Source organism: Micromonospora sp. NPDC049301, from assembly GCF_040678715.1.
GTDB lineage: Bacteria > Actinomycetota > Actinomycetes > Mycobacteriales > Micromonosporaceae > Micromonospora.
On sequence record NZ_JBFAQO010000001.1, the window covers coordinates 57,652 to 83,836 of the forward strand.

The 26,185-nt window shown below is 72.8% G+C and carries 28 protein-coding genes and 1 tRNA gene; 12 read left to right on the plus strand and 17 right to left on the minus strand.

All coding sequences use genetic code 11. From position 1 onward, the window contains the following. The first annotated feature begins 3 nt into the window (after positions 1 to 3). A complete protein-coding gene (locus AB0K07_RS00285) occupies positions 4 to 714 on the plus strand; it encodes a class I SAM-dependent methyltransferase (protein WP_363749779.1) in 711 nt (236 codons plus the stop codon). A gap of 66 nt (positions 715 to 780) precedes the next feature. Here AB0K07_RS00285 and AB0K07_RS00290 read toward each other — a convergent pair whose 3' ends face one another. Further along, complete coding sequence (locus AB0K07_RS00290; RefSeq protein ID WP_363749781.1) at positions 781 to 1,323, minus strand: YbhB/YbcL family Raf kinase inhibitor-like protein; 543 nt, start codon at positions 1,321 to 1,323, stop codon at positions 781 to 783. Positions 1,324 to 1,462: 139 nt separating this feature from the next. On the opposite strand from AB0K07_RS00290, the gene AB0K07_RS00295 reads away from it, so the two are divergent. Further along, positions 1,463 to 1,618, plus strand: a complete 156-nt coding sequence (locus AB0K07_RS00295) for a hypothetical protein (protein ID WP_363749783.1) — start codon at positions 1,463 to 1,465, stop codon at positions 1,616 to 1,618. An 82-nt stretch (positions 1,619 to 1,700) separates the two neighbouring features. Here AB0K07_RS00295 and AB0K07_RS00300 read toward each other — a convergent pair. Beyond that, positions 1,701 to 1,790 (minus strand) — tRNA-Ser (locus tag AB0K07_RS00300). A gap of 176 nt (positions 1,791 to 1,966) precedes the next feature. On the opposite strand from AB0K07_RS00300, the gene AB0K07_RS00305 reads away from it, so the two are divergent. Beyond that, a complete protein-coding gene (locus AB0K07_RS00305) occupies positions 1,967 to 2,944 on the plus strand; it encodes an NAD(P)H-quinone oxidoreductase (RefSeq protein WP_363749785.1) in 978 nt (325 codons plus the stop codon). Positions 2,945 to 2,987: 43 nt separating this feature from the next. Here the strand turns inward: AB0K07_RS00305 and soxR are convergent, their stop codons facing one another. Beyond that, positions 2,988 to 3,446, minus strand: coding sequence for a redox-sensitive transcriptional activator SoxR (soxR, locus tag AB0K07_RS00310; RefSeq protein WP_363749787.1), 459 nt, complete (start codon positions 3,444 to 3,446; stop codon positions 2,988 to 2,990). 92 nt (positions 3,447 to 3,538) lie between these two features. Further along, on the minus strand, positions 3,539 to 4,243 hold the full coding sequence (locus tag AB0K07_RS00315; RefSeq protein WP_363749789.1) for a glycosyltransferase family 2 protein: 705 nt from the start codon (positions 4,241 to 4,243) through the stop codon (positions 3,539 to 3,541). Positions 4,244 to 4,367: 124 nt separating this feature from the next. Here AB0K07_RS00315 and AB0K07_RS00320 point away from each other — a divergent pair, with 124 nt between their 5' ends. Both AB0K07_RS00320 and AB0K07_RS00325 read left to right on the plus strand, forming a co-directional pair. Next, the gene (locus AB0K07_RS00320) at positions 4,368 to 6,602 is read left to right on the plus strand and encodes a hypothetical protein (protein WP_363749790.1); all 2,235 of its coding nucleotides are present in this window, start codon (positions 4,368 to 4,370) and stop codon (positions 6,600 to 6,602) included. A gap of 186 nt (positions 6,603 to 6,788) precedes the next feature. Then, positions 6,789 to 8,390 (plus strand): ricin-type beta-trefoil lectin domain protein, encoded by a 1,602-nt coding sequence (locus AB0K07_RS00325; protein WP_363749791.1) that lies wholly within the window; start codon positions 6,789 to 6,791, stop codon positions 8,388 to 8,390. 40 nt (positions 8,391 to 8,430) lie between these two features. Here AB0K07_RS00325 and AB0K07_RS00330 read toward each other — a convergent pair whose 3' ends face one another. The 6 genes from AB0K07_RS00330 to AB0K07_RS00355 form a co-directional block, all read right to left on the minus strand. Further along, on the minus strand, positions 8,431 to 9,030 hold the full coding sequence (locus AB0K07_RS00330) for a hypothetical protein (protein ID WP_363749793.1): 600 nt from the start codon (positions 9,028 to 9,030) through the stop codon (positions 8,431 to 8,433). A gap of 56 nt (positions 9,031 to 9,086) precedes the next feature. Continuing rightward, entirely contained in the window at positions 9,087 to 10,511 is a 1,425-nt protein-coding gene (locus AB0K07_RS00335) for a HAMP domain-containing sensor histidine kinase (protein WP_363751339.1), read from the minus strand. Between the two features lie 46 nt (positions 10,512 to 10,557). Beyond that, entirely contained in the window at positions 10,558 to 11,250 is a 693-nt protein-coding gene (locus AB0K07_RS00340; protein ID WP_363749795.1) for a response regulator transcription factor, read from the minus strand. Between the two features lie 102 nt (positions 11,251 to 11,352). Further along, the gene (locus AB0K07_RS00345; RefSeq protein ID WP_363751341.1) at positions 11,353 to 11,865 is read right to left on the minus strand and encodes a hypothetical protein; all 513 of its coding nucleotides are present in this window, start codon (positions 11,863 to 11,865) and stop codon (positions 11,353 to 11,355) included. 131 nt (positions 11,866 to 11,996) lie between these two features. Beyond that, entirely contained in the window at positions 11,997 to 12,998 is a 1,002-nt protein-coding gene (locus tag AB0K07_RS00350) for an aminoglycoside phosphotransferase family protein (RefSeq protein ID WP_363749797.1), read from the minus strand. A gap of 56 nt (positions 12,999 to 13,054) precedes the next feature. Beyond that, positions 13,055 to 14,227, minus strand: a complete 1,173-nt coding sequence (locus AB0K07_RS00355) for an acetyl-CoA C-acyltransferase (protein ID WP_363749799.1) — start codon at positions 14,225 to 14,227, stop codon at positions 13,055 to 13,057. 128 nt (positions 14,228 to 14,355) lie between these two features. Here AB0K07_RS00355 and AB0K07_RS00360 point away from each other — a divergent pair, with 128 nt between their 5' ends. After that, positions 14,356 to 14,784, plus strand: coding sequence for a PH domain-containing protein (locus AB0K07_RS00360; protein ID WP_363749801.1), 429 nt, complete (start codon positions 14,356 to 14,358; stop codon positions 14,782 to 14,784). Positions 14,785 to 14,815: 31 nt separating this feature from the next. Here the strand turns inward: AB0K07_RS00360 and AB0K07_RS00365 are convergent, their stop codons facing one another. Further along, the gene (locus AB0K07_RS00365) at positions 14,816 to 15,730 is read right to left on the minus strand and encodes a rhomboid family intramembrane serine protease (RefSeq protein ID WP_363749803.1); all 915 of its coding nucleotides are present in this window, start codon (positions 15,728 to 15,730) and stop codon (positions 14,816 to 14,818) included. Between the two features lie 100 nt (positions 15,731 to 15,830). Continuing rightward, positions 15,831 to 16,361, minus strand: coding sequence for a peptidylprolyl isomerase (locus tag AB0K07_RS00370; protein WP_363749805.1), 531 nt, complete (start codon positions 16,359 to 16,361; stop codon positions 15,831 to 15,833). 84 nt (positions 16,362 to 16,445) lie between these two features. On the opposite strand from AB0K07_RS00370, the gene AB0K07_RS00375 reads away from it, so the two are divergent. Continuing rightward, a complete protein-coding gene (locus AB0K07_RS00375) occupies positions 16,446 to 17,213 on the plus strand; it encodes a hypothetical protein (protein WP_363749807.1) in 768 nt (255 codons plus the stop codon). 68 nt (positions 17,214 to 17,281) lie between these two features. Here the strand turns inward: AB0K07_RS00375 and corA are convergent, their stop codons facing one another. The 4 genes from corA to AB0K07_RS00395 form a co-directional block, all read right to left on the minus strand. Then, positions 17,282 to 18,430 carry a magnesium/cobalt transporter CorA gene (gene corA, locus AB0K07_RS00380; RefSeq protein ID WP_363749809.1) on the minus strand — a complete coding sequence of 383 codons (1,149 nt, stop codon included), beginning with the start codon at positions 18,428 to 18,430 and terminating at the stop codon, positions 17,282 to 17,284. Between the two features lie 320 nt (positions 18,431 to 18,750). Beyond that, positions 18,751 to 19,845, minus strand: a complete 1,095-nt coding sequence (locus tag AB0K07_RS00385; protein WP_363749811.1) for a PLP-dependent aminotransferase family protein — start codon at positions 19,843 to 19,845, stop codon at positions 18,751 to 18,753. Between the two features lie 106 nt (positions 19,846 to 19,951). Next, positions 19,952 to 20,410, minus strand: a complete 459-nt coding sequence (locus AB0K07_RS00390; RefSeq protein ID WP_363749813.1) for an ester cyclase — start codon at positions 20,408 to 20,410, stop codon at positions 19,952 to 19,954. Positions 20,411 to 20,514: 104 nt separating this feature from the next. Beyond that, positions 20,515 to 20,907: a CBS domain-containing protein gene (locus AB0K07_RS00395; RefSeq protein WP_074315390.1), complete on the minus strand. Its 393-nt coding sequence runs from the start codon at positions 20,905 to 20,907 to the stop codon at positions 20,515 to 20,517. Positions 20,908 to 21,021: 114 nt separating this feature from the next. Between AB0K07_RS00395 and AB0K07_RS00400 the strand changes: the two genes are divergently transcribed. From AB0K07_RS00400 to AB0K07_RS00420, 5 genes are all read left to right on the plus strand, one after another. Next, positions 21,022 to 21,471 (plus strand): NUDIX domain-containing protein, encoded by a 450-nt coding sequence (locus AB0K07_RS00400; RefSeq protein ID WP_363749816.1) that lies wholly within the window; start codon positions 21,022 to 21,024, stop codon positions 21,469 to 21,471. Then, a complete protein-coding gene (locus tag AB0K07_RS00405; RefSeq protein ID WP_363749818.1) occupies positions 21,468 to 22,235 on the plus strand; it encodes a hypothetical protein in 768 nt (255 codons plus the stop codon). Before AB0K07_RS00400 ends, AB0K07_RS00405 begins: the two co-directional genes overlap by 4 nt. Before the next feature lie 79 nt (positions 22,236 to 22,314). Next, positions 22,315 to 23,046, plus strand: a complete 732-nt coding sequence (locus tag AB0K07_RS00410; RefSeq protein WP_363749820.1) for a phosphocholine cytidylyltransferase family protein — start codon at positions 22,315 to 22,317, stop codon at positions 23,044 to 23,046. Further along, positions 23,034 to 24,101: an iron-containing alcohol dehydrogenase family protein gene (locus AB0K07_RS00415; protein ID WP_363749822.1), complete on the plus strand. Its 1,068-nt coding sequence runs from the start codon at positions 23,034 to 23,036 to the stop codon at positions 24,099 to 24,101. The genes AB0K07_RS00410 and AB0K07_RS00415 overlap by 13 nt, the downstream gene beginning before the upstream one ends. Beyond that, positions 24,076 to 24,798 (plus strand): CDP-alcohol phosphatidyltransferase family protein, encoded by a 723-nt coding sequence (locus AB0K07_RS00420; RefSeq protein WP_363749824.1) that lies wholly within the window; start codon positions 24,076 to 24,078, stop codon positions 24,796 to 24,798. Before AB0K07_RS00415 ends, AB0K07_RS00420 begins: the two co-directional genes overlap by 26 nt. Before the next feature lie 103 nt (positions 24,799 to 24,901). On the opposite strand, the gene AB0K07_RS00425 is transcribed toward AB0K07_RS00420, so the two are convergent. Beyond that, a complete protein-coding gene (locus AB0K07_RS00425; RefSeq protein ID WP_363749826.1) occupies positions 24,902 to 26,170 on the minus strand; it encodes a glycosyltransferase family 4 protein in 1,269 nt (422 codons plus the stop codon). Positions 26,171 to 26,185 lie beyond the last annotated feature (15 nt).

Here is a 26,185-nt window from a genome sequence, read left to right on the forward strand (position 1 = left end):
CGCATGGCAGAAATCACTGGGGATCAGCGCGTCCAGTCCGAGGTGCTGGAGGGCCTGGCAACCGCTGTCAACCACCGTCGGTGGTTCGTCGAACTGGCGGTGCCGTACCTCGGTGACGACCCGATCGAGATCGGCAGCGGTCTCGGTGACTACGCGCTGGAATGGTCGCAGCGGCTGCCCCGGTTCACCGCCACCGAGGCCGATCCGGACCGGCTGGTGCAGCTCAAGGAGCGCCTCGCCGACCAGCCCAGCATCGATGTCCGGCAGATGCTGCTGCCGCACAGCGACCGGGGCGACTACAGCGCAGCGGTCTCGTACAACGTGCTGGAGCACATCGAGGACCACGTGGGCGCGCTGCGCAGCATGCGCGACCTGGTCCGACCCGGCGGTGCCGTGATCATCATCGTGCCGGCGTTCCAGTTCGCCATGAGCCCGGCCGACATCGCCACCGGGCACGTCCGCCGCTACACGAAGAAGACGCTCGGAGCGGCGATGACCGAGGCCGGCCTGACCGTGGAGAAGATCCACTACGCCAACGCGTTGGGGCTGCTCGGCTACTTCATGGCCACCAAGGTCTTCCGGCTGATGCCGAAGGAGGGGCCGATGGTGAAGGTGTACGACACCGTCGTCCTCCCCGCCACCAAGGCCGCCGAACAGCGCATCCGCCCCCCGTTCGGCCAGTCCGTCTTCGCCGTGGCCCGCGTCCCCGCCTGAGAGTCCCGCCCCGGCGATCTCGCACTTCCCCGTCCGGCAGGTGCGAGATCGCTCGGGGTGCGGGGGTCAGTCCTTGATCTGGTACGTGGGGCGGATGACCGCTCGGGCGAGGGTGTGGAACGTCAGGTTGAAGCCGACGTAGGCGGGGCTCGCGTCGGGCGTCAGGTCGAGGCGGTCGACGTCCAGGGCGTGCACCGCGAAGACGTACCGGTGCGGGCGGTCACCGGGGGGCGGAGCCGCGCCGCCGTACCCCTGCTCGCCGTAGTCGTTGCGGACGGAGAACGCTCCACCGAGGTCCGCGCCCGCCGCGCCACCCGCGCCGCTGGGCAGCTGCGTGACGTCGACCGGCACGTTCACCAGCACCCAGTGCCAGAAGCCGCTGCCGGTCGGCGCGTCCGGGTCGTAGCAGGTCACGGTGAAGCTCTTGGTCTCGGCGGGGAAGTCCGACCAGGTCAGCTGCGGGGAGACGTTGTCGCCGCCGGTGCTGCCGTGCGCGTGCCGGGCGTCCATCGGCTCGCCGTTCTGCACGTCGTCACTGCTGAGGGTGAACGAGGGCACCGTCGGCAGCAGCTCGTACGGGTCCGGGGCGATCGGTCGTTCCAGGGTCATCGGGACGCGTCCTTCCGGTTTGCGCGAAGATTCCTGCCCCTTCTTACCCCTTCGCGGGCTCTCCGACGACTGGAAAGGGCCCGTTCCGGGTTGACGGCGCTACCGTTGAATCCGGGCCAACGCTCCACAGGGGGACCTCGTGGCCGGGATCTGGCGGGACTTCGTGGCAGCCGTCCTCACCGTGCTGCGCCGCCCGGACGAGCGGGCCATCGCCGAGGAGCGGCGGCGGGCGATCGAGCGGCTGGCCGACGAGACGATCCGGGAGCACCGGCGCGCCACCGACCCGCCGGAGTGACCCCGGCGAGCGCCACTGAACCAGTTGCCTGAATCGCCGTGAGGGCGGGGCCGCCTGACGACCCGGGGTGTTTCTGCCGTTCTGGCGGAGGGTGTGGGATTCGAACCCACGAAGAGGTTGCCCCCTTACCGGTTTTCAAGACCAGCGCCATCGGCCACTAGGCGAACCCTCCTGGGCCGCCACCCGAGGATGTGCGGCCGTGCCTAGTCTGCCATGACACCGGACGCGCGGCCCGGCGTCCCTCCCTGACTCGACGGCAGCCCAGGAGGTCTCCTGGACGTCCACAGTGGCCCACGGCACGGACCGGGTGCGCCTGCGGCTCCCCGTCACATCGGGAAGACTGAGCCCATGCGAGCCATCACCATTCCGCAGCCCGGTGGACCCGACGCGCTCATCATGGCCGAGGTCCCCGATCCCGAGCCCGGTCCGGGCGAGGTGATCGTGGATGTGCGGGCGGCCGGGGTCAACCGCGCGGACCTGCTGCAACGGCAGGGGCACTACCCGCCACCGCCGGGCGCGCCCGAATATCTCGGGATGGAGTGCTCCGGGGTGATCAGCGCGATCGGCCCGCAGGTGACCGGGTGGGCGGTCGGCCAGCAGGTCTGCGCGCTGTTGGCCGGCGGCGGGTACGCCGAGCGGGTCGCGGTCCCCGTCGGGCAACTGCTGCCGGTGCCGGCCGGCGTCGACCTGGTCGACGCCGCGGCGCTGCCCGAGGTGGCCTGCACCGTCTGGTCGAACCTGGTCCCGGTGGGACGGCTCCGATCGGGCGACGCGCTGCTGGTGCACGGCGGGGGCAGCGGGATCGGCACCTTCGCGATCCAGTTCGGGGCGGCCCTCGGTGCGACGATCCTGGCGACCGCCCGGGCGGCCAAGCACCCGAGGCTGCGCGAACTCGGCGCGGCGCACACGATCGACTACCGGGAGCAGGACTTCGTCGAGGAGGTCCGGCGCGCCACCGACGGCCACGGCGCCGACGTCATCCTCGACATCATGGGTGCGTCCTACCTGGGCCGCAACGTCGCCGCGTTGGCGACCGGTGGCCGGCTGGTCGTGATCGGTCTACAGGGCGGTCGCAAGGCCGAACTGGATCTCGGCGCGCTGCTGACCAAGCGGGCCAGCGTCTCGGCGACGACCCTGCGCGCCCGGCCGCTGACCGAGAAGGCGGAGATCGTCCGGGGCGTACGGGACGAGGTGTGGCCGTTGATCGAGGCTGGCAGGATCCGGCCGGTGGTGGACCGGCGGCTGCCGATGACCGAGGCGGCCGAGGCGCACCGGCTGGTCGAGTCGAACGATCACGTCGGCAAGGTGCTGCTCACCCTCGGGTGACGTCGGGCAGCTTGGGCAGGCAGGCAGGCAGCGGCGGCGCGCCTCAGGCGGAGGCGTCGGCCGCCGGCCGGGGCAGCATCAGGCGGGCGCCGGGCCCCTCGCCGCCCAGGGCGTCGCCCGGGTTGTAGAGCGTGCAGCGCTGCAGGGACAGGCAGCCGCAGCCGATACAGCCGTCCAGGTCGTCCCGGAGTTTGGTGAGCAGCCGGATCTTCTCGTCCAGCCGACCCCGCCAGCTGGCGGAGAGCCGCTCCCAGTCCTTCGGGCTGGGGGTACGAGCCTCGGGGAGCGAGTCCAGCGCGGCGCGGATCTCGTCCAGCGAGACGCCGACCTGCTGGGAGATCCGGATGAAGGCGACCCGGCGCAGCTCGGATCGGGCGTACCGGCGCTGGTTGCCGCCGGTACGGTCGGCGCGGATCAGGCCGAGCCGTTCGTAGTAGCGCAGCGCCGAGGGCGCCACACCGGAGCGGGCGGACAGATCGCCGATCGTCAGGGAGTCCTGCATTTACCCAGGTCCTTTAGTTGAAGTGCACTTCAACTAAAGGCTATCCGGCCCGGCGGGGAACCACACCCGTGGGCGCGGACGGACGTCCTCGGTCAGCGGGCCGGCGCGACGGGGCGGCGGCGGGCGCGTTCCCGGCCGAGGATCCAGATCGCCTCGACGCCGTCCTTCCAGGTGATCTTCTTGCCCTCTTCGCGGCCGCGCGCCCGGTAGCTGATCGGCACCTCGTACGGCCGGATCCGGCGGCGCAGCAGCTTGCCGGTCACCTCGGCCTCCATGCCGAAACCGCGCGAGCGCACGTCGAGCGACCGGTAGAGCGCCACCGGCATCAGCTTGAAGCACGTCTCCAGGTCGCCGATGTACGAGTTGAACAGCACGTTCGCCGCCATCGTGACGCCCTTGTTGCCCATCACGTACCAGAAGCTGTAGGCGCTGTGGCTGCCGAACGTGCGATTGCCGTAGACCACCGTGGCCCGCCCGTCGAGCACCGGGTCGAGCAGCTTGGGGATGTCCTGCGGGTCGTACTCCAGGTCGGCGTCGAGGATGACCATGTAGTCGCCCTCGGCGCTGTCCACCGCCGTCTTGATGGCCGCGCCCTTGCCGGCGTTGCGCTGGTGGGTGATGACCCGCAGGCGGGTGTCGTCGGCGCGACCGAGGATCTCGCCCGTGCCGTCCCGGCTGCCGTCGTCGACCACGACTAGCTCGATCTCGCAGGGATAGTCCACCGCCAATGCCTGCTTAAGGGCATCCGCGATGCGTTCTTCCTCGTTGTAGACCGGCATGAGGATCGAAAGCTTCACGGGAATCTCCACGGTGGCGACAACACGTCGGGCATAGCCTAGCCTGGCTGGTCAGCCCGACGCTGGCCACCACCGTCGGGCAGCCGGCGTGGCGGCCCCAGCCGGATGGTGTTTACTTCCCGCCATGTCGGCTGCCGGCTCCCTGCTCGCGGTGGTTCCTGCCGCCGCGGTGCTCCTGCTCACCGTCGCGACGAGGCCGCGCGAGGTCGGCGCGGTGGCACCGCTGCGGCTCGCCGTGGTGCGTGCCGCCCTGCTCACCGGGGCGTACGCCGTGCTCGTCGTCGAGTTGCTCGGCGCGCTGCACGCGCTCACCCGGCCGGCGTTCGTCGCCGCCTGGCTGCTCTTCCTGGCCGCCGCCGCGACCGCCGCCCGGCTGCGGTGGCGCCGGGCATCCCCGCTCACCCAGCCGTCCGCCCCGCCACCCCGGCCGGTCCCGGTCGGCGCCGCGGTACCCGCCGGCTCCGGCCCGGAGACGCCCGCCCCGCCCGCCGACGGCAGCGGTGCCGGGCACGCCCCCGCGCCCCGCCGGGTCGGTCGGACCCCCGCCGGCCTGCTCGCCGCGGCGGTCGACACCTGGCGTACGGCGGGTCGGGGCGAGCGGCTGCTCGCCGGCGCGGTCGGCGGGCTGGTCCTGCTCGAGCTGCTGGTCGCGCTGCTGGCCGAGCCGAACAACTTCGACTCGCAGACGTACCACCTGCCGAAGGTCGAGCACTGGGTCGCCCAGGGCGATCTGAGTTTCTGGGCCACCGCCATCCACCGGCAGGTGACCATCCCGCCCGGCGCGGAGTATCTGCTGCTGCACCTGCGCCTGCTCACGGGTGGGGACCAGTTGCACAACCTGGTGCAGTGGGCGGCCGGAGTGGGCTGCCTGCTGGCGGCCGCGCGGATCACCGCGCAGCTCGGCGGCGGCCGGCGGGCCCAGTTGATCACCGCGTTCGTCCTGGCCAGCACGCCGATGGTGGCGCTACAGGCGACCAGTACGCAGACCGACCTGGTCTGCGCGGCGTGGGTGGCCTGCGCGGCCACCCTGGTGCTGGACGGACTGCGCCGCCGGACCGGCTGGGGCACCCTGCTCGCGTTGGGCGCGGCCACCGGGCTGACCGCGGTGACCAAGACCAGCGGCCTGATCGCGGTCGGCCCGCTGCTGGTGCTCTGGGGGCTGGCCCAGCTCCGGCTGGCCCTGGCCGCCGATCCGACGCCGGTCGGCGCGATGGCGGACGGTACGACGGCGGCCGGTGCGGTGCGGCGGCCCCGCCCGGCCCGCGGGGTGGCCCGCACGGTCGGCGGTTCGGTGCTGATCCTGCTGGTCGCGGCCGTGGCGGTCGGACCGTTCCTGGCCCGGGTGACGGCCGAGTTCGGGCATCCGCTCGGGCCACCCCGGCTGCGCGAGTCGATCCCGATGGAACGGCACGATCCGCCGTCGATCCTGGTCAACGCGCTGCGGATCGGGCACACCGCGTTCGACACGCCGCTGGCGCCGCTGCGCCGGGTCGGTGCCGAGGCGATCATCGGCGGGGCCGACGCGATCGGGGTCGACCCGCAGGACCGCGCGATCACCTTCGGCCGCGAACTCTTTCCGGAGCCCGCCTGGTATCCGGACGAGGATCGGGTGGCGTTTCCGATCGCCGGGGCGCTGGCGCTGATCGGCGCGGCGGTCGCGCTCGTCCGGCCGCGCCGGATCGACCCCGTCCAGGCCGGGCCGCTGCGCGGGTACGCGGTGGTGGTGCTGGCCACCGTGCTGCTGCACACCGCAATGATCAAGTGGCAGCCGTGGGGCAACCGGCTGCTGCTCTACGCCCTGGTGCTCGCCGTTCCGCTGGCCGGGCTCTGGCTCGACGCGCTCTTCCGCCGCCACTCAGCCCCGGCGGCCGACAGGGCGGGGACCCGCCGTGGGCGGCGGTCGGTGGCCACGGTGGCGGCCGTCACCGTGCTGGCCACGTCGGCGCTGGCCGGGGTGCTCGCACTGTCGTACGGCTTCCCGCGCCGCCTCGTCGGCAGCGGATCGGTCTTCACCACCTCGGACTGGGACACCCGCTTCCTGCGTCGCCCGCAGTGGGCCGAGGAGTTCCGCTGGGCTGCGGCGTCGGTCCGGGAGAGCGGTGCCCGCCGGATCGGTCTGGTGCAGCAGAACGACAACTGGGAGTATCCGTGGTGGCTGCTGCTGCGGCAGCCGGACGGACGCTCGCCCGACCTGGTTGCGTTGCAGTCGGTGCTGCCGGAACGACCGCCGGCCGAGCCCACCTCGGTGGACGCGATCGTCTGCACCGGCAGCCAGCCGGCGTGCGCGAAGCTGGTCCCGGCCGGCTGGCGGCTGGAGTTCCGCGACTACGTCGGTTACGCGCTTCCGCCCGGCCGCTGACCCCGAGGGCCGCCTAGCCCCGAGGCCGGACCACCCACCCTGCACACCTGCCGCCCGGATCGTCCGATCCGGGCGGTTCGGCATCCCGCGCGCAAGGATCCGAAGCGCATTCACATCCGTTGATCCGCACGTTACCGTCTGGTAACTCAATCGACGTCCCGTGATTGAGCCGAAAGGAGTGCGTCGATGCCTGCCATCCCCGCCAGGCCCGAAGGCGCGACCCGACGACGGGCCATCACCGTTGCCGTCGCCGTCGCCGCTCTCGTCCTGCCGATGCTCGCCGGACCGGCCGCCCCCGCCACCGCCGCCGACCGGCCGACCGTCCAACCACTCCCCGCCAACCTGGAGGCCATCCGGGCCGCCGAAGCGACCGCCCTCTACGGCAGCCCGGCGATCCGCCCGATCGAGCAACGCCGCACCGCGCTGATCACCATGGGTGACAGCGAGATCTCCGGTGAGGGAGTCGGCAACTACGTCCCCGGCACCCACCAGCCCGGCAACTGGTGCGACCGCTCGTACGACCAGGCGGTGTTCCGCACCGGCATCCCCTCGGACGCGCAGTACAACCTGGCCTGCTCCGGTGCCACCCCGTGGAACCTGGTCGCCGGCGGCCCCACGCAGCACAACGAGTTGAACCAGGGCGACCACCTCGGGATCAAGGCGCGCAACACGCACGTGAAGCTGATCTGGGTGGTCGTCGGCGCGAACGGCGACGGCACCATCCAGTTCGGCCCGGTCGCCACCGACTGCGCCATCAGCCGGGTCTTCTTCCAGGGCCCCTGCTACCCGCGCTACACCGACCAGTGGACGATCCGCACCGACGGCAGCCGCCAGGCGGTGACCGGCGCGCTCACCGACATCCGGCAGACCATGACCAACGCGGGCTACCTGCGCTCGGACTACGAGCTGGTGCTCATGTCGTACCCGAGCCCGGGCAGCCCCGACGTGGAGGACAACCCGGACTTCCCCGGCTGGTACTCCGGCGGCTGCCTGCTCTACCTCGCCGACGCGGCGTTCGCCCGGAACAAGGCCGTGCCGATGTTCGAGTCGGCGCTCAGGGCCGCGGCCACCGCGACCGGCACCCGTTACCTGGACGCCAGCCGGCTCTTCCACGGCCACGAGGTGTGCACCGACAACACCTCGGTCCGCGGCCTCTACATCGAGATCGGGATCTGGGACGAGAACGCCGCCCGGCAGTCGTTCCACCCCAACGCCCGTGGGCACGGCATGTTCGCCCAGTGCATCACCCAGTTCTGGAACTCCGGGCAGGAGCGGGCCAGCTGCGTCGACCCGGCCAGCACCGGCAGTGGAGTGCTCCACCCGGGCCTGCTGGAGTTCAAGCAGCTGCGCAACCTGGCCACCGGCACCTGTGTCGACGGCAGGGGATACGACTCCCGCAACGGCACCGCCCAACAGCCGTACACCTGCCACGGCGGGCGTAACCAGGGCTTCTGGTACGACCCGGGCCGGCGGTCGCTGCACTCGGAGCTGTCCCACGACCGTTGCCTCGACATCGCGGGCGGGTCGCTGACCGCCGGCACCGCGGTCAACATCTACGACTGCAACGGCACCGGCGCCCAGCAGTTCGTCTTCGCCGGCAACCAGATCAAGCCGGCCGGCGCCAGCAACCTCTGCGTGGCGTTCGACAACCCGTGGCTGGGCAGCCCCCGGCTGCGGTTGGCCGGCTGCTCCACCAGCACCCGGCAGCAGTGGTCGTTCGAGGCCCGCACCGCCGCCAACCCGGTCGGCTACGGTCACGACGACTTCATCGGCTCCCGCGTCTACTGACGAAGCAAGGGGCCCTGGCGTCGACCAGGGCCCCTTCGCCTCACTTGGCGCGCGGGATGAGGATGAGCCGGGCCGTGCCCTTGTCGCCGTCCTTCGCCCCAGCGACCCCGAGCGTCGTACCGACCTTGACGTCGCTCGCCTGCACGGTGGCGCGCCGCTCGACGACCCGCAGGTCCTCGCCGAAGGTCCACGTCATGGTGAAGCCGTCGGTGGACTTCACGGTCATCGAGTCGCCGTCGATCGCGGTCACCTCGCCGCGCTGCACGGCGACGGTCCGCGTACCGCCGTCCTTCGTCTTCACCACGGCCTCGCCGTGCAGGGTGTTCCTGCGCAGCAGCACGCGGGCCTGGCGGCGCTTGCGCCACTCCTCGCCGCGCTTCTCCCGGGCCTTGTCCTGGGCGGTGGGCGAGCCACCCGGCGTCGGGGTGGCCGGCGCGGCGACGGTCTGCACTTCCAGGTCGTCGGCGTCGAAGCCCATCGCGGCCAGCGCCTGACCCTCGACCCCCATCGCCGCGGCGACCTCGACGGCGGCCTCCCGGGCGGGCTGGCTGGCCACCTCGGCCGCGCCGCAGCCACTGACCCCGAGCGCGACCGCCGCGAGCAGTGACGTGGTGGCGGTGGCAAATCCCCAACGTGGCATGACGTTCCCTCTCGTCCGTGGAGACCTCAGCCTGCCCGGCGACGACGAGCGGAGCGTCAGGCCGATGTTCGGGTCAGGTAAGGATCACCGGGCAGCCGGACCGTGAAAGCGGCGCCGCCCTCCGGCGCATGGCCCGCGGCGATCTCTCCGCCCAGCCGCCGGACCAGCCCCGCGGCCAGTGCCAGCCCCAGCCCGCTGCCCACCTTGCGCACCCCCCGGTAACGCTGGTGCAGCGCACCCCGCTCGAACGCCACCGCCAGGTCGTCGTCGGTGAAGCCGGGCCCGCCGTCGCGCACCTCCAGCACGCCGCCGGCGGCCGGGTCCGCACCGGCTGCCCGGACCGCGAGCACCACCGGCGCCCCCGGGGGTACGACCCGCAGGGCGTTCTCCAACAGCCCGTCCACCACCTGCCGGATCCGGCCCGGATCGGTGTACGCCGGCACCGGAGCATCAGGCGTCTCCACCCGGAACGGCACTCCGACGGCCGCACACCGGGCGGACCACCTCGCTTCCGCGTCGACGGCCAGCCGGACCAGGTCCACCGGCACCGGCTCCAGCGGGAAGTCGGCGGCCTCCAGCCGGGCCAGCGCCAGCAGATCGCCGATCAACCGGTCCAGGTGCTGAGCCTCGGCCAGCACCGTCCGGCCGGTGTCAGCGGTGCCGTCCGCGCCGATCACGCCGTCGGCGAGCGCCTCGGCGTACCCCCGGATCGCGGTCAACGGGGTCCTCAGCTCGTGCGAGACGGAGAGCAGGAACTCCCGCTGCCGGCCCTCGCTGGTGGCCAGTGCGGCGGCCAGCCCGTTCAGGGCTTCGGCCAGGTCGGCGACCTCGTCGGGCGGCTCGACGGGCACCCGGACCGCGCGGTCCCCGGCGCGCAGCCGGGCGGCGGCGGTGGCCGCGACGCGGATCGGCCGGGCCAGCCGACGGGCCAGCAGCAGCCCGGCCACCACGCCGGCGGCGAGCCCCGCCAGCAGCGGCAACCAGAGGCTGCGCAGCACCTGCCGCCACAGCCCGCTCGCCGAGGCGCGGGAGAGCACCACCCCGTTGCCGCCGGGCAGCGCCCGGCCCTCGACGAACGCGCGCCTGCCGTTGACCGGGCGGCGGACCGACACGTTGCGGCCCTGCTCGATCCGCTGCACCACCCGGGGCGGCAGGCCCGGCCGGTCGACCGTCCCCCGCCGGATCAGGTACGCGTCGATGCCCTGGGCGCGCAGTTGCTGGATGAGCCGCTCCTCGTCGGCGGAACGACCCCGGTCCAGCCGGGTCCGCAGCACCTCGGCGGCGAGTCGGGCTTGCGCGGCGAGCGCCTCCTGATCGCGTCGCTCGACGCCCCGGATCGCCAGCGGCACCGCGACGATCGCGGTGACCAGCACCGACACCAGCGCCACCGCACACGTGACCAGCACCGCCCGGGCGGTCAGCGTCCGGGCGAACCGGCTGCGCCGGGGCGCGGTACGGGCGCCGACGACCGGCAGCGCCATGGTCGGCGACTCGGGTCGCGCCGTGGGCTGCTGCCAAGCGGGACGGTCAGGCATCGACGGCGTACCCCACGCCCCGGTGGGTCCGGATCACGCTGGCCGGGCCGAGCTTCGCCCGCACCTGGGCGACGTGCACGTCGACGGTGCGGGTGCCGGCGTGCGCGGCGTAGCCCCACACCCCGGCCAACAGCTCCTCCCGGGTGAAGACCCGCCCGGGGCGGGCCATCAGGTGGGCCAGCAGATCGAACTCGGTGGAGGTGAGCTGCACCGGGGCGCCGGCGACGGTGACCGTCCGACGGGCCGGGTCGAGCGTCACCGGGCCGACGACGCGCGGCCGGTCCGCACCCTCCGGGCCACCGGCCGAACGGCGCAGCACCGCACGCACCCGGGCGACCAGCTCGCGCGGGCTGAACGGCTTGGTGACGTAGTCGTCGGCGCCCAGCTCCAGGCCGACGATCCGGTCCACCTCGTCGTCGCGGGCGGTGAGGAAGATGACCGGGGTCCAGTCACCGGCCTCGCGCAACCGGCGGCAGATCTCGGTGCCGGGCAGCCCGGGCAGGGCGATGTCCAGGACACAGGCCACCGGGCGCAGCCGGTGGGCGGCGCTCAGGCCGGCCGCACCGTCCCGCTCCAGGTGGACGCCGAACCCGTCGCGGGTGAGGTAGAGCCGGACCAGGTCGGCGATGGCCGGCTCGTCCTCGACCACGAGGACGAGCCCGCGGTGCGGCGGTTCGACGGTCACCGGCCCATGATTGCCGACCGGAGGGCCGGGCGCGATCGGTGCGTGTTCGAGTTCGGTAAAGGCGAGGCGGCGGGCCGTCGCGAGCGACGCGCCGGTGGGGCGTCAGCGCGCGACGGCGGGGCGGAACACGCTGGGCCGCGTGGCGGCCGGCACCTCGCCGATGGTGGCGACGATCCGCTCGCGGGGCGTCCGCAGGCGGGTGCGGAAGGCGTGGTTGAGCAGCGCGTCGAGCTGCCACACGCGCTTCGGGTGGCTGGTACGGATGAGGAACCGCTCGCGGAGCCCGTCGATGGCGGTGGCGGCCAGCTCGACCGAGTGCAGCCGCGGGTCCGGGCTCCACGTGACGTTGCTGAGCTCGCGCAGCTCGGTGTTGAGGTGCAGGCGCAGCCGGTGCAGCAGTCGGGTCTGCTGGGTGACGACCAGCCGACGGTGGGTGAGCAGCAGCAGGTAGTCGCCGGTGACCGGGCGGTCCGGGCGGCTGCAACGGGTGACCAGGATGGTGGCGTCACCGGAGCCGACGCAGCGCCGGAAGACCGGCATGTGCCGGCTCAGGGTCTGCACGGCCAGGCCAGCCTCGGCGGCGGCCGGAAGGAACGTTCGGGAGAAGACGTCCATGACCTGCCCAACGACCTCTTCGGCAGAGGTGACGTGGGTCACGGCGGTTTTTTGGAACTTCCACGCGATGCGTCGCACCGCCTGTCCGACTTCCCACCCGGCCGGATCGTGCCCAGGGGCCCGGGGTCAGGTCACAGCGGGCTGGGCTCGAACAACTCGGCGAGCCAGCCGGGGACCGCCTCGGCGTACTCGGCCCGCGCCGGGTCGTCGGTGTCCAGAGCCCGCCGCCAGGACAGTGACCGGCTGACCGCACCCAGCTTCATCGCCAGATCCGCGGCCTCGACCAGGGTCCGACGGTCGTACCGGCCGGTCCACGCCTCCAGGTAGGCGTCGCGCAGCCGGGCCAGCCGGGCGTCGTCGGCGGACAGCTCGGCGGCGTACCGGATGGAGCGCAGCGTCACCAGCAGCGTGCCGAACGGGTGCGCCACCGAGGCGTCGCCCCAGTCGAAGTAGCGGTACCCGGTCGAGCCGGCGAACAGGTTGCCGTCGTGCAGGTCGTCGTGCTGCACCGTGGCCGGGATGCCGATGTCGGCGAGCCGCTGGCACCGCTCCGCGTACGCCGGCAACTCGGCCCGCAGCCGCTCGTACGTCTCCGGGCTGAGCCCGTTCTCGCCGCCGATCCGCAGCGACCCGCGGTCGTCGAGCAGTTCGGCGAGCAGACCGGCAAGCACCTCGGGGCGATGGTCCGGCACGCCGAGCGCGACCAGTTCGTCGGCCCGGGGTGCGGTGGCCAGTTGGAGCGCGGCGTACCCGGGCAGCGCCCGCTCCCAGTGCGTCAGGTCCGGGTCCCGCCCCAGCACGTCGCGCAGCGACTCCCCGCCGTCGGGCAGCAGCGACCAACCCCGGACCAGGTCCACGGCGATCGGTGTGAGCACCCGTTCCGGCGCGAGCCCGGCCAGCGCCGCGATCAGGACGGCCTCGTGCACGGTGCCCGGGTTGTTGGCCTTGAACCAGACCGGGCCGCCGTCGGTGGGCACCCGCCAGACCAGCGACCACGGGCGTACCCGGGGCTCCACGGGCCCGGTCACCCGGCGGTCGGACCGGCCCAGCTGCTCGTCGACCCAGGAACGGGCCCGCACCTGCCACTGCTCACGGGACCAGTCGGGGGCGCGCTCACCGGCGATCGTCGTCACGATGCGCACCCTAGGCGGCCCAGCCCGGGCGGGGCGAGGCTATTTCCGACCGGGCGTCAGACCAGCTCGACGATGGTGGCGTTGGCCATGCCGCCGCCCTCGCACATGGTCTGCAGGCCGTAGCGGATCCCGTTGTCCCGCATGTGCTGGAGCATCGTGGTCATGATCCGGGCACCGGAGCCGCCGAGCGGGTGGCCGAGCGCGATCGCCCCACCGCGCGGGTTGAGCCGCTCCGGGTCCGCCTCGGTCTCCGCCAGCCAGGCCAGCGGCACCGGGGCGAACGCCTCGTTCACCTCGTACACCCCGATCTCCTCGATGCCCAGACCCGCGCGGCGCAGCGCCTTCGCGGTGGCCGGGATGGGCGCGGTGAGCATGGTGACCGGGTCGTCGGCGGCGACCACGGCGGTGTGGATCCGGGCCAGCGGGCGCAGCCCGTGCCGGCTGGCCCACTCGCTGGTGGTGACCGCGAGGGCCGCCGCGCCGTCGGAGATCTGGGAGGCGGAACCGGCGGTCACCACGCCGTCGGCGCGGAACGGCGTGGCCAGCTCACCGAGCTTCTCCAGTGAGGTGTCGCGGCGGATGCCCTCGTCGGCGGCGAACTTGCCACCGTCGGCGAGCGGCACCGGTGCCAGCTCCGGATCGAACGCGCCGGCGTCCTGTGCGGCCGCCGCCTTCTCGTGGCTGGCCAGCGCGAACTCGTCGAGCTGCGTACGCGAGAAGCGCCACCGCCCGGCGATCAGCTCGGCCCCGACGCCCTGGTTGAACGGCAGCGCCGCGTCGTCGGCGAAGCCCTCCACGCCCCGGTAGCGGTCCCGGAGTTGGTCGCTGAACGGCATGCCGCCGGCCACACTGGAGCCCATCGGCACCCGGGTCATCGACTCCACCCCACCGGCGACCACCAGGTCGGCCTGGCCGGAGAGGACCGTCGCGGCGGCGAAGTGCAGCGCCTGCTGGCTGGAGCCGCACTGCCGGTCCAGCGTGGTGCCGGGCACGGTCTCGGGCCACCCGGCGGCGAGCACCCCGTTGCGGGCGATGTTCCAGGACTGCTCGCCTACCTGCGACACGCAGCCCCAGAAGACGTCGTCGACCTGGGCCGGATCCAGCCCGGTGCGCTCGGCGAGGGCGCGCAGCACGTGCGCCGAGAGGTCGACCGGGTGGACGCCGGCGAGGCTACCCTTGCGCCGCCCGACCGGAGTGCGTACCGCGCCGACGATGACCGCGTCACTCATGTTTACTCCCGGGTAACTTGGGCTGTCCCGATCCTACGTCGTCCATGGACCGGTCGTCCGCCCCCGGTCGGGTGCACCCCCGGTCGTGCGTCGACGCGTTCCACGGTCGACGCTGGCATGCTGGTCGGATGGATGCCGAAGCTTCCCCGGTCCGGCAGTGGCGGGTGCCGTCGGGCGTGCCACTGGCCAAGCTGATCGGCGCGGTCGTCCTGGTGGCGCTCGGCCTGCTCCTCGCCGACGGCGACCCGGTGCAGCTGACGCTGATCGCGCTGGCCGTCGCCGGCCTGGCCGTCTGGGCGCTGCGCGACCTGCTCGCGCCGGTGCGACTCGCGGTCGACCCGGCCGGCGTGGTGGTCGCCCAGGGCTTCGCCGGCCGGCGCCTGCTGCCCTGGCCCGCGATCGAGCGGATCACCGTGGACCGACGGCCCCGCCTCGGTCTGACCTCCGAACTCCTGGAGATCGACGCCGGGGAGTCGCTGCACCTCTTCGGCCGGTACGACCTGGGAGCCGCCCCGGACGAGGTGGCTGAGGCACTGCGAGTCGCCCGACCGGCGTGACCTCCCGGGCTGCCCCGGCGCGACCGGCCGGTCAGCCGGCGAGCAGCTGGGCGGTGCGATACAGGACCAGGCCGAGCAGTATCAGCAGGATGATCGCGCCACCGGCCACCTGCACCAGGGTGCGCCGACCGCGCGGCGCGTAGGCGAGCACCAGCGCCATCGCCCCACCGACCGCCAGGCCACCCAGGTGCCCCGGGATCGAGATGCCCGGCACGGTCAGCGTGAACACCAGGTTGATCACCAGGATCGGGATCACCTGGGAGATGTCCCGGCCCAGCTTGCGTTCGATGATGATCAGCGCGGCGAAGAGGCCGAAGACGGCCGTGGACGCGCCGGCGGTGGCCGAGTTCTGGGCGCTGAACAGGTAGGCGGCGACGTTGCCGCCGAGGCCCGCGATCAGGTAGAGCGCGCCGAAGCGCAGCGGCCCGAGGTTGGCCTCCAGCGACCGACCGAGCACCCACAGCGCCCACATGTTGAGCAGCAGGTGGATCACGCCGTAGTGCAGGAACATCGCGGTGACCAGCCGGTACCACTCGCCGTCGGCGATCCCGCCGAGCGTGCCGTCCGGAAAGACCGCGAGCCCGAGCACCGAGCCCCAGTTGGTCAGCGGCGTGCTGCCGCCCATCAGACCGCCGAAGCCGGAGCCACCCACCGCCGCGTCCCCACCCCGGTCGGAGGCGATGGAGAGCAGCATGAGCAGCACGTTCAGCGCGATGAACGCCTTGGTGACGTAGCCGTGCCGGCCGGCGGCACCGCCACCGAAGGCGGTACGCGCCGGCCGGACACTGCGGCGCCCCTCGTTGACGCACTCCGGGCACTGGTGCCCGACGGACGCCTCCCGCATGCAGTCCGGGCAGATCGGCCGGTCGCAGCGGGTGCACCGGACGTAGGTCTCCCGGCCGGGGTGCCGGTAGCAGACCGGGGCGGTCGGCGGAGACTCGCTCACCGGGCCGACCCTCCGTCCGCCACCGCGCGGTCCACCGGCGCCAGCCGGCGCGGTGCTCCGGAGCGCTCAATCATGCGAGCAAAGGTACCTCGCCTGTCGATCAGGCAGCAGACCGCTCGATCTCGACCCGCTCGATGACGACGTCCTGGAGCGGACGGTCGCTCGGGCCGGTCGGGGTGTTCGCGATCGCGTCGACGACCTTCACCGACTCGTCGTCGGCCACCTGCCCGAAGATGGTGTGCCGGTTGTTGAGGTGCGGCGTCGGGGACACGGTGATGAAGAACTGCGAACCGTTGGTGCCCGGTCCGGCGTTCGCCATCGCCAGCAGGTACGGCCGGTCGAAGCGCAGCTCCGGGTGGAACTCGTCGGCGAACTTGTAGCCCGGCCCGCCCCGACCGGTGCCGGTCGGGTCGCCCATCTGGACCATGAAGCCGCTGATCACCCGGTGCGAGATGGTGCCGTCATAGTACGGACCGCTGCCCGGCTGACCGGTGCGCGGGTCGGTGTACTCCCGGTTGCCCTCGGCCAGGTCGATGAAGTTGCGAACCGTCTTCGGCGCGTGGTTGGGGAAGAGCTCCAGCCGGATCGGGCCAGCGTTGGTGTGCAAGGTGGCGTAGACAGCCTCGGCCACGGGTACTCCTCACTCGTTGGTCAGTTCCATGCGGATCCTCCCATGTGCCCGATCTGGCATCGCGGAGGCATCCGAAGGTGGAGGATGACGAAGGAACAACTCCCAGGAGGTGGGACCGTGTTTGGAATCGGGCGGCGCAAGTCCGAGGGGCAGCTGGCCAAGGCTGAGCTGAACCAGAGCATCAGCCACCTGGTGCAGGCAGCCAACCACGCCGCCAAGGGCGCGGGCGCGACCGTCGGTCCGCGGGTCCAGGTGGCCCGCGGCTACGTCGCGCCGGCCGCGGCGAGAGTGCGCGACCGCGCGTCGACCGGCTGGGGGACGACACTCACCACGCTGGCACCGCTGGCCGCGGCGGCCCGTGACGGCGCCGCGGAGGCAGGGCCGCTCACCAGGAAGGCCAGGTCGAAGAACATGCGGATCACCGGCAAGAAGAAGCAGCCGCGCCGTCGCGGCTCGATGATGACCGGCCTGCTCGCGGCGGGTGCCATCGCCGGACTGGCCGGCGCGGTCGCCCTGCGTCGCCGCCGGGAGCAGCAGGAGTGGGCCGAGTACGACCCGGCCCGCACCCTGGAGCCGATGCGCGACGAGGTGGACTCGATCGAGGTGCGGACCCCGTCCGCCACCAAGGGGACCGACGGCTCGACCATGGCCGGGGTGACCGGTGCCGGCAGCTCGGCGGTGGCCGGCGGCGACAGCGCCAGCACCACCGGCGCGGCCAAGCCGGGCAGCGTCCGCCCGACCGACAAGGTCCCCTCGGTCGCCGAGGGCGCCAAGGACACCTCCGGGCGCCCGACCGACGACCTCACCAAGGCGCTGGGCAAGGACACCGCCCGCACCAACGGCCGCCGCTGATCCATCGGTAGCGCACCGAGTGCCGGCGACGCGGGTTCTCCCGCGCGCCGGCGCTTCCGTGCGAGCGGTCAGAGCCAGCCGTTGCGACGGAACCAGCGGTAGAGGGCCAGGGAGACGCCGAGCATCAGGGCGAGTACGACGGGGTAGCCGTACGTCATGTTCAGCTCGGGCATGTTGTCGAAGTTCATCCCCTCGACACCCGCGATGGAGGTCCAGACCGCGGCGATGGCCGCCCACGCGGCGATCTTGCGCATGTCGTTGTTCTGGTCGACGGTGACCTGGGCCAGCCGCGCCTGGAGGATCGAGTTCAGCAGGTCGTCGTAGGAGTTCACCTGCTCGACCGTGCGACTGAGGTGGTCCTGCACGTCCCGGAAGTAGCGCCGGATCTCCTTCGGCACCTCCCGGTTGACCTGCGAGGTCAACGTCATCAGCGGCCGCTGCAGCGGCACCACGGCCCGCTTGAACTCCACCAGTTCCCGCTTCATCTGGTAGATCCGCTGGATCCGCCCATGGCCGTTGCGGTCGAAGACCTCGGCCTCCAGCACGTCGAGGTCGTCCTCGATCTGCTCGGCGACCTCCAGGTAGAGGTCGACCACCCGGTCGGTGATCGCGTACGCCACCGACCACGGACCCTGGAGCATCAGCTCCTGCTTGTTCTCCAGGTCGGCACGGACCGGAGAGAGCCGGCAGGCGTCGCCGTGCCGGACGCTGATCAGGAAGTTCGGGCCGATGAAGAGCATCACCTGGCCGGTCTCGACGACCTCGGAGTTCTCGGTCAGCTCCGCGTGCTCGCAGTACCGGGCGGTACGCAGCACCAGGAAGCTGACGTCGCCGAACCGCTCCAACTTGGGGCGCTGCTCGGCCTTCACGGCGTCCTCGACGGCCAGCTCGTGCAGCCCGTAGGTGGCCGCGATGGCGGTCATCTCGGCGAGCTCGGGTTCGTGCAGCCCGAGCCAGACGAAGCCGTGCTCCTCGCGGCGGGCCGCGGCCAGCGCCTCCGCGTACGTCCAGTCGCCGGGTTGCCGCTTGCCGTCGACGTAGAGCGCGCAGTCGACCACGCCACTGCGCCCGGTGCCCGCAGGGGCCGGTGCGGGCGGCGAGCCGTCGGCGTTGAGGATCCGGGTCATCGCCCGGACCGGCGACGGCCACGCCCGGGGTCGCAGCACACGGCCGGTGTGCGACGGTGCCGTTCCGCCCTGATCTGCCCGATCCGTCATCGCGCCACCTCCCCACGCTCGGCTGCGGGCTTGAGGCTACGCCGGTCGCGGCGGAGGGCACGTGTGACGGCGGTCGCGTGGGGCGGCGCCGGGCGGGCCGGGCCGCATCGGGGGGTGCGGGGACGACACGGCCCACCCGGCGCCCGTGGGGGCGGGGGTTGTGCTGCACGCGTCACCGGGGGTGGGGCGGCCCGGGAACCGGGCAAAGATCTCCACTACACCTGATGGGTGACGCTCGCAGCATTGTGAGCCGCCGGCCGCCCGGGCGGGAGTCCCGGGACGGCCGGCATCGTCGTTCTGTCGGAAACCTGACAGAAAGCTCAGCCGCGGACGGCTTCGACGGCTGCCGCGAGCCGGCGGACACCCTCGTCGATCCGATCGGCGGTGACCGCCGAGAAGGCCAGCCGCAGGGCGTGCTGCCCGCCGTCCAGCATGAAGTCGCTGCCCTTGACCACCGCGACCCCGCGCTCGGCCGCCGCCGGGGCGAGCCGGTCGACCAGCACGTCGTCCGGGAACTCCACCCAGAGGAAGTAGCCGCCGTCGGGCTCCACGAACCGGGCCTGCGGCAGGTGCCGGCGCAGCGACTCGGCGAGCACCCGGGACCGCTCACCCAGCGCCGACCGGACCGTCTCGATCGAGCGGTCGATCTCGCCGGAGACGCAGAACTGGTGCACGATCGCCTGGGACACCATGCCGGGCGAAATGTAGAGGCTGGTCGCGTTCTTGGCGATGTCGGCGATCAGATCCGCCGAGCCGACCAGGTACCCGACCCGCACACCCGGGCACACCGTCTTGGTGAAGCTCGACGCGTGCACCACCACCTTGCGAGTGTCCAGCGAGAGCATCGACGGCAGCGCCTCGCCGCGGAACCGGACGTCCGCGTACGGGTCGTCCTCGAAGATCGTGAACTCGTACTCGGCGGCCAGGTCGAGCAGCTCCCGGCGCTTCTCCAGGGAGAGCGTCACGCCAGCCGGGTTCTGGTAGTTCGGAATGACGTGCGCGAGCCGCGGCCGGACCCCGGACTCCAGCAGCTTGCGCAGCTCGGCAGTGTCCAGGCCGTCCGGCTGGACCGAGACGCCGTGCAGCTCGCCGCCCATCCGCTGGAGGTTGAGCAGCGTCCGGTCGTACGTCGGGCGCTCCACCACCACCGCGTCGCCGGGGCGGACCAGGTGGTCGAAGAGGAACGCGTCGGCCTGCAGCGACCCGTTGGTGACCAGCACCTGCTCGGGCGCGACCCCGTGCTTCTCGGCGATCCACTTGCGCAGCGGTACGTAACCGACGGAGGTGCCGTAGGCGGTGACCCCGGCTGGGTCGGCGTCGAAGGCGCGGACGGCGGCGGCCTTGAGCCCCTCGACATCGACGATGTCCAGCGAGGGAGCCCCACGGGCGAAGGAGATCAGCTGCTCGGCGGTCATGGATGTTGAGCGTACGGGCGGCGACGGGGGGCGCGCGGACGGCACGGCGATGTCCGCATCCTGAGCCACCGGGTCGGGTGACCCGGTTCCACCGGTCGGCGTCAGATCAGACCGGAAGGGCGAGCGAGTCGTGCTGCGCCGCCCGGGAAAGTCCCTCAAACTGCACGCCGAGCGCATCGAGGAGCTGGCTCCAGTCGAAGTAGGACCGCCAGGCGACGATCCGCCCCCGGCGGGCCCGGACCACGTCGGCCACCTCCCAGCTCACCGTGCGCCCGGTGGGCGCGACCGTGCCGAACGGCGAGTGCAGCGTGCCGGCGTGGGTGCCGGTCAGGCGCAGCTCCACCGCCGCGCCCCCGGCCGTGCGCACCACGCCCAGGGGGTCGACCCGCAGGTCCGGGAAGGCGCCCGTCCAGGTCCGCAGCAGCGCGGGCAGCTCGATCGGGCGGACCGTGACACCCGGCATGGCGTAGAACGCCTCCGGGGCGTAGAGATCCGGCAGTCGGGCCACGTCCCGACGCAGGAGCATGGCGTACTGCTGCTCGACCAGGCGCTCCGCGTCGCGCATCGGACCCTCCCGCACGGGCCGCGGCGTCTCCGCATGCCCGCAAGGGATCCCTACCCGTCGATCCGGGCCTGCACACCTGTCGGCCGGAATCCCGGTGCGCCCGGTCAGGTCGCGGCCACCACCTGGCTCTCCGCCCAGACCCGCATGATGTCCCGGACGGAGATCACCCCGGCCACCTCGCGGCCGTCCAGCACCACCAGGTGCCGGAAACCGCCCCGGGCCATCGCGGCGGCGGCCTCGGCCACCGTCCAATCCGGCCCGGCGTAGACCACGTCCCAGGTCAGGTGGGCACCGGTGCGTTCCACGTCGCAGTCCAGGCCGGCGCCGATGGCCTTCAACACGTCGCGTTCGGTCATGATCCCGATCCCCTCGGAGTCCGGGTCGATCACGACCGCCGACCCGACACCGCGGGCCGACATCATCCGGGCCGCCTGGCGGAGCGTGTGCTCCGGACCGACGACGAGGACCTGGCTGGACATCGCTTCCCGTACCTGCATCACGCATCACCCCTTTGGGACGGTGGCACCCGGTACCGACATGGTGGTCCGTGAATGTTTCCTGGACAAGACCGGGCATCGCCGTCGCGCCGGTGCGCTCGCTACTGTCGGACGGTGTCCACCGAGCCCCTGCGCTGCGCCGGCGCGCTGATCGTCGACCACCACGGCCGCATTTTCTTTCAGCGCCGCTCGCCGCGCCGACGCCTCTTTCCCGACTGCTGGGACATCGTCGGCGGCCACCTGGAGCCGGGCGAGGACATCGACGAGGCACTCCGTCGGGAGGTCACCGAGGAGACCGGGTGGGTCATCTCGCACGTCCTCGGTCAGGTCGGTGAATACCACTACACCGGCGACGACGGTCTCGCCCGGATCGAGTACGACTTCCTGGTCCGGGTGGACGGCGACCTGGCCCACCCGATTCTGGAGGCCGGCAAGCACACCGAGTACCGCTGGCTGGCCGAACACGAGGTGACCGTGCTGGACGAGCACCGCGACGTCAACGACGGGCTGATCCGGCGGATCGCGGAGGAGGGCTTCGCCGTCCTGCGGTCGATCGGTCTGTGAACACCGTCGAGCTGGCGCCGCACCGGATCGCCGGGCTGCTGGCCCCTGCCGTGGACCGGGCCTTCACCGCCGGCATGCTGGCCGGCCGCAACGGTGGTGGCGCCGAGCTGAGCCAGCGGTACGGCGGGCCGGCCGCGACCGGGTTCCTGGTGGAGCTGCGCACCCGGCTGGCCGCACCCGGCGGCACGGTGGACGGGCCGGGCTTCGCGGCGATCACCCGGTACCGCGACCCCGTCGCCTGCCACCGCAGCGTGGACAAGCATGTGGCGCACGGCATGATCCACCGCCGCCCGGACGGCGGGCTCTCCGCCACCGAACGAGGGGCGGCCTTCCTGGACGAGCTGTACCAGGTGCACGCCGAAGTCACCGAGGAGCTGTGGGCCGGGCAGGACGAGCGGGTGCCGCGGCTGGTCGCGGCCCTCGGCCGGTTGCTGGCGTACGCCCTGGTGCTCGCCGACGAGGAGGGCGACCGGGACGGGCCGGCGTTCGCCGCCATGGCACCCCCGCACGAGCCGGACGGCACCCCGCCGGGCGTGCTGCTGCTCAACCGGCTCGGCACCCTGCGCTACCACCGGGCCGACGCGCACGCCGCCGCCTGGACCGCCGCCGGGCACACCGCCTCCAGCATCGCCGCCCTGCCGGCCGGCCCGGAGCGGCTCGCCATCGAGCTGGAGACCGACCGCCGGGCGGCCGGCCCGTACGCCGTGCTCAGCGCGGAAGAGCGGTTGACCATGCTCGCCGACCTGGCGGCACTGCCCGGCTGACCCGGTTGACCGGAGCGGCCCGTCCGCCCGGGGCTATCCTCCACCGGTGACGGGGAGCAGGACGAGGGAGGAAGTCGGGATGATCGGGATGGTGCTCGCGGCCGGGGCAGGGCGCCGGCTGCGCCCCTACACCGACACGCTGCCCAAGGCGTTGGTGCCGGTGGACGGGGAGACCACGATCCTGGACATCGCGCTGGGCAACCTGGCCGAGGTCGGGCTCACCGACATCGTGATCGTGGTCGGCTACGCGGCGGACGCGGTCCGCGAGCGGCAGGCCGACCTGGAGAAGCGGTACGGCGTCACGCTCACCCTGGTGCACAACGACAAGGCCGAGGAGTGGAACAACGCCTACTCCCTCTGGCTGGCCCGCGAGTACTTCGCGCGCGGCGTGCTGCTGGTCAACGGCGACACCGTGCACCCGGTGAGCGTGGAGAAGACCCTGCTCGCCGAGCGTGGGCCGGGCGTCCTGCTCGCCGTGGACACGCTCAAGGCGCTGGCCGAGGAGGAGATGAAGACCACCTTCGACGCGGCCGGCCAGCTCACCCGGATCACCAAGGTGATGGACCCGGGCGAGGCGTACGGGGAGTACATCGGCGCCACGCTCATCGAGCCGCAGGTCGCCGACGCGCTCGCCGACGCGCTGGAGGCCACCTGGCGGCGTGACCCGAACCTCTACTACGAGGACGGCTACCAGGAGTTCGCCGACCGGGGCGGCGAGGTGCGGGCGGCCCCCATCGGCGACGTGCCCTGGGTGGAGGTCGACAACCACGCCGACCTGGCCCGCGCGCGGGAGATCGCGTGCCGCTACTAGCCCGTACGGTCAACACCCCGCTGCTGATCGAGGTGCGGCGGGGTGCGGTGGCCGACCTGGGGCTGCTGCTGGCCGACCGGCGGATCTCCGCCGGCGGTGACGTCGCGGTCGTGGTCGGCCCCGGTCAGGGCGAGAAGATCGTCGAGCTGTGCCGGCCCAGCCTGGGCTCGGCGGACGTCTTCACGGTCGTCGGCGGCAGCATCGACGCCGCGAACGAACTGGGTGACCGACTCCGTTCCCGCTCGTACGACGCCGTGATCGGCATCGGCGGTGGGAAGACCATCGACACCGCCAAGTACGCCGCCACCCGGTACGGCATCCCGATGGTGACCGTGGCGACCAGCCTCGCCAACGACGGCATCGCCTCGCCCACCGCCTCACTCGACCACGAGGGCGGCAAGGGTTCCTACGGGGTGCACATCCCGATCGCGGTCATCGTCGACCTGGACTTCGTGGAGAACGGGCCGGACAGTCAGACCCAGGCCGGGATCGGCGACGCCGTCAGCAACGTGAGCGCCTGCGCAGACTGGGAACTGGCCCACGAGGTACGCGGCGAGCCGATCGACGGCCTCGCCGTGACGCTCGCGCGGACCGGTGCGGAGGCGCTCATCAACCACCCCGGCAAGATCACCGACGACGCGTTCCTCACCACCCTCGCCGAGGCGCTGATCCTCGGCGGTATCGCGAGTTCGGTGTGCGGGTCGACCCGCCCGGCCAGCGGCGGTGACCACGAGATCTCCCACGCCATCGACCGGCTGTACCCCGGCACCGGCTCACACGGCGAGCAGGTCGGGCTCGGCGCGCTCTTCTGCACCTTCCTCCGAGGCGACCCGGAGCGGTTCGGTCAGCTCGCCCGCTGCCTGCACCGGCATGGTCTCGCCACCGTTCCAGGGGATCTGGGGCTCACCGACGACCAGTTCGTCGAGGCGGTGCAGTTCGCGCCGCGCACCCGGCCGGACCGGTACACCATCCTCGAACACCTGGCACTGTCGCCTACCGGGACGCGGGAGCGGCTGGCAGACTACGCCGGTGCAATCCGCGACCAGCTTGGCTGACCCCCGTCCCACCGTCGCCGACTTCCACCGGGTGAACCGGGGCGGCGGCCTGTTCAGCGAGTCGATCAGCCAGTGGCTGGGCGCCGTCTTCGCACTGGTCGCCCAGCGGCTCGGCCTGCGCCCCACCGCGCTGACGATCACCAACCTGGTGCTCGGCCTGGCCACCTCGGTCACCGTGGTGGCGCTCGCCGAGCCGGTGGCCGCCGGGGACGTACCGGCCTGGGTGGTCGGCCTGCTCGCCCTGGTCGGCTGGCAGGTGGCGTACTCCCTGGACTGCGCCGACGGGCAGCTCGCCCGGGTGACCGGCCAGGGCAGCGCAGCCGGTGCCCGGGTCGACATCCTCTGCGACGTCGCCGCGCAGATCGCCCTGGTGGCCGCGCTCGCCGCCACCGCGGTGGCGCAGGAGCCGTCCACCCCGACCTGGCTCGTGGCGGCCTTCGCCGGCACCTGGATGGTCAACCTGGTCACCTCGGTCATGCAGGCCGGCCCCAACGCGGCCAGCATGGTCACCTCGACCTCGCTCCCGGTCCGCCTGGTGAAGCTGGTCCGCGACTACGGTGCGGTGATCTTCGTGGCGGCCCTGGTGCTGGCCGTGGCCCCCGCCCTCGTCCTCTGGGTGATGGTCGCGTTCACCATCGTGAACGGCGGCTTCCTGCTCGCCAGCATCGCCTTCTCCGCCCGCGCCTCCCTGCGCTGACGCCCCGAGGGGTGCCCCCGCCCGCGCCCCGGGCCGCGCCGCCCCGGGGTCGGGTCGCGCCGGGCCGGGCCGCGCCGGGCCGGCAGCGGCGGCGGCGGGGCGGTCAGGCGGGATTAAGCGTGCGGGCCATGCCGGCGTAGACCTCGATGAGCTGCTTCGTGACCACGTCGGGGTGGAAGGTCCGCTCGTAGCGGGCGCGGGCGGCCGGGGCGAGCCCGGCGGCACCGGCCCGGGCGACCGGCAGGGCGGCGGCCAGCGCGGCCGGCTCCGGGGCCACCACCCAGCCGGCCTCGCCCAGACCGATTCCGGCCGGCATCGGCGACCCGCCACCCCCGGCGACGGCGGAGGCGACCTCGGCGGGGCCGGTGCCGGCGGGCTCGTGCGGGGCGTCCGCTCCGACCAGGTACGGGATGCCGCCCAAGGCGGTGCCGAGCACGGGCCGGCCGCTGGCCATCGCCTCGATGATCACGGTCGGTAGGACGTCGTGCCACATGGCGGCGGCGATCACCACCGCGCTCGCCTCGACCGCCGCACGCACGCCGGCACGGTCGAGTTGACCGAGGTAGACCACGTCGGGCCGCTCGGCGGCGGCGGCCTCCACCAGCGGGCGCAGCTCGCCGTCCCCGGCCACACGCAGCGTGCCCAGAGCGCCCACCGGATGCCGGCGCCAGGCGTCCAGCAGCAGGTCGACGCCCTTCTCGGGGCTCAGCCGGGCCATGAAAAGAAAGCCGTCACCCAGCGGCGCCGGCCGGCCCGGGTCCGGTACGGCGTTCGGCTTCACGACGATCCGTTCGTCCGGAATGCCGTAGTCGCGCAGGTGGTCGGCGATCGCCGTGGTGAGCGCGATGTACCGGTCCACCGACCGCCACGTGCCCCGGTGCACGGCCAGGGTGGTCGCCATCAGCGCGCTCTGGGCCGCCGAGTCGCGGTAGCAGCGGTGCTTGATCGCCGGCACCCCCAGCGCCCGGCCCTTGCAGTCCTGGCAGATCACGCCGTCGCGGAAGTAGATCCCCGAGGAGCAGACCTGCCGGTAGTTGTGCACCGTCTGCACCACCGGCACGCCGTGCCGGTGCGCGGTCCGCACCACCCAGGGCGACAGCAGGGGGTACGGATTGTGCAGGTGCAGCGCGTCCGGCCGGTGCTCGGTGAGCAGCCGGCTCAGGTCGTGCTGGGCCCGGGGCGCCCAGATCGGCGAGATCGGCAGCAGCGCCTTCGCCGCCTTCGACATCGACGGGATCTCGTCCGAGCTGCGGATGAACGGCAGCACCTCGACGCCGGCGGCGGTGAGCTGCGCGATCTCCGAGTCGACGATCGTGTTCTCGCCGGAGGGCTGAGCTTCCCGGTACCGGTTGTGTGCCACCACGATTCTCACGGGAAAGAAGGCTAC

Bases quoted from the DNA above. Each gene is read 5' to 3' on its own strand.
- soxR (WP_363749787.1), bottom strand. From the start codon at position 3,446: ATGCAGGACTCCCTGACGATCGGCGATCTGTCCGCCCGCTCCGGTGTG.
- AB0K07_RS00285 (WP_363749779.1), top strand. From the start codon at position 4: ATGGCAGAAATCACTGGGGATCAGCGCGTCCAGTCCGAGGTGCTGGAG.
- AB0K07_RS00360 (WP_363749801.1), top strand. From the start codon at position 14,356: ATGGATGCCGAAGCTTCCCCGGTCCGGCAGTGGCGGGTGCCGTCGGGC.
- AB0K07_RS00375 (WP_363749807.1), top strand. From the start codon at position 16,446: ATGACGAAGGAACAACTCCCAGGAGGTGGGACCGTGTTTGGAATCGGG.
- AB0K07_RS00335 (WP_363751339.1), bottom strand. From the start codon at position 10,511: ATGGCGCTGCCGGTCGTCGGCGCCCGTACCGCGCCCCGGCGCAGCCGG.
- AB0K07_RS00325 (WP_363749791.1), top strand. From the start codon at position 6,789: ATGCCTGCCATCCCCGCCAGGCCCGAAGGCGCGACCCGACGACGGGCC.
- AB0K07_RS00305 (WP_363749785.1), top strand. From the start codon at position 1,967: ATGCGAGCCATCACCATTCCGCAGCCCGGTGGACCCGACGCGCTCATC.
- AB0K07_RS00390 (WP_363749813.1), bottom strand. From the start codon at position 20,410: ATGCGCGACGCGGAGCGCCTGGTCGAGCAGCAGTACGCCATGCTCCTG.
- AB0K07_RS00410 (WP_363749820.1), top strand. From the start codon at position 22,315: ATGATCGGGATGGTGCTCGCGGCCGGGGCAGGGCGCCGGCTGCGCCCC.
- corA (WP_363749809.1), bottom strand. From the start codon at position 18,430: ATGACGGATCGGGCAGATCAGGGCGGAACGGCACCGTCGCACACCGGC.
- AB0K07_RS00345 (WP_363751341.1), bottom strand. From the start codon at position 11,865: ATGGACGTCTTCTCCCGAACGTTCCTTCCGGCCGCCGCCGAGGCTGGC.
- AB0K07_RS00385 (WP_363749811.1), bottom strand. From the start codon at position 19,845: ATGACCGCCGAGCAGCTGATCTCCTTCGCCCGTGGGGCTCCCTCGCTG.
- AB0K07_RS00355 (WP_363749799.1), bottom strand. From the start codon at position 14,227: ATGAGTGACGCGGTCATCGTCGGCGCGGTACGCACTCCGGTCGGGCGG.
- AB0K07_RS00320 (WP_363749790.1), top strand. From the start codon at position 4,368: ATGTCGGCTGCCGGCTCCCTGCTCGCGGTGGTTCCTGCCGCCGCGGTG.
- AB0K07_RS00290 (WP_363749781.1), bottom strand. From the start codon at position 1,323: ATGACCCTGGAACGACCGATCGCCCCGGACCCGTACGAGCTGCTGCCG.
- AB0K07_RS00395 (WP_074315390.1), bottom strand. From the start codon at position 20,907: ATGCAGGTACGGGAAGCGATGTCCAGCCAGGTCCTCGTCGTCGGTCCG.
- AB0K07_RS00330 (WP_363749793.1), bottom strand. From the start codon at position 9,030: ATGCCACGTTGGGGATTTGCCACCGCCACCACGTCACTGCTCGCGGCG.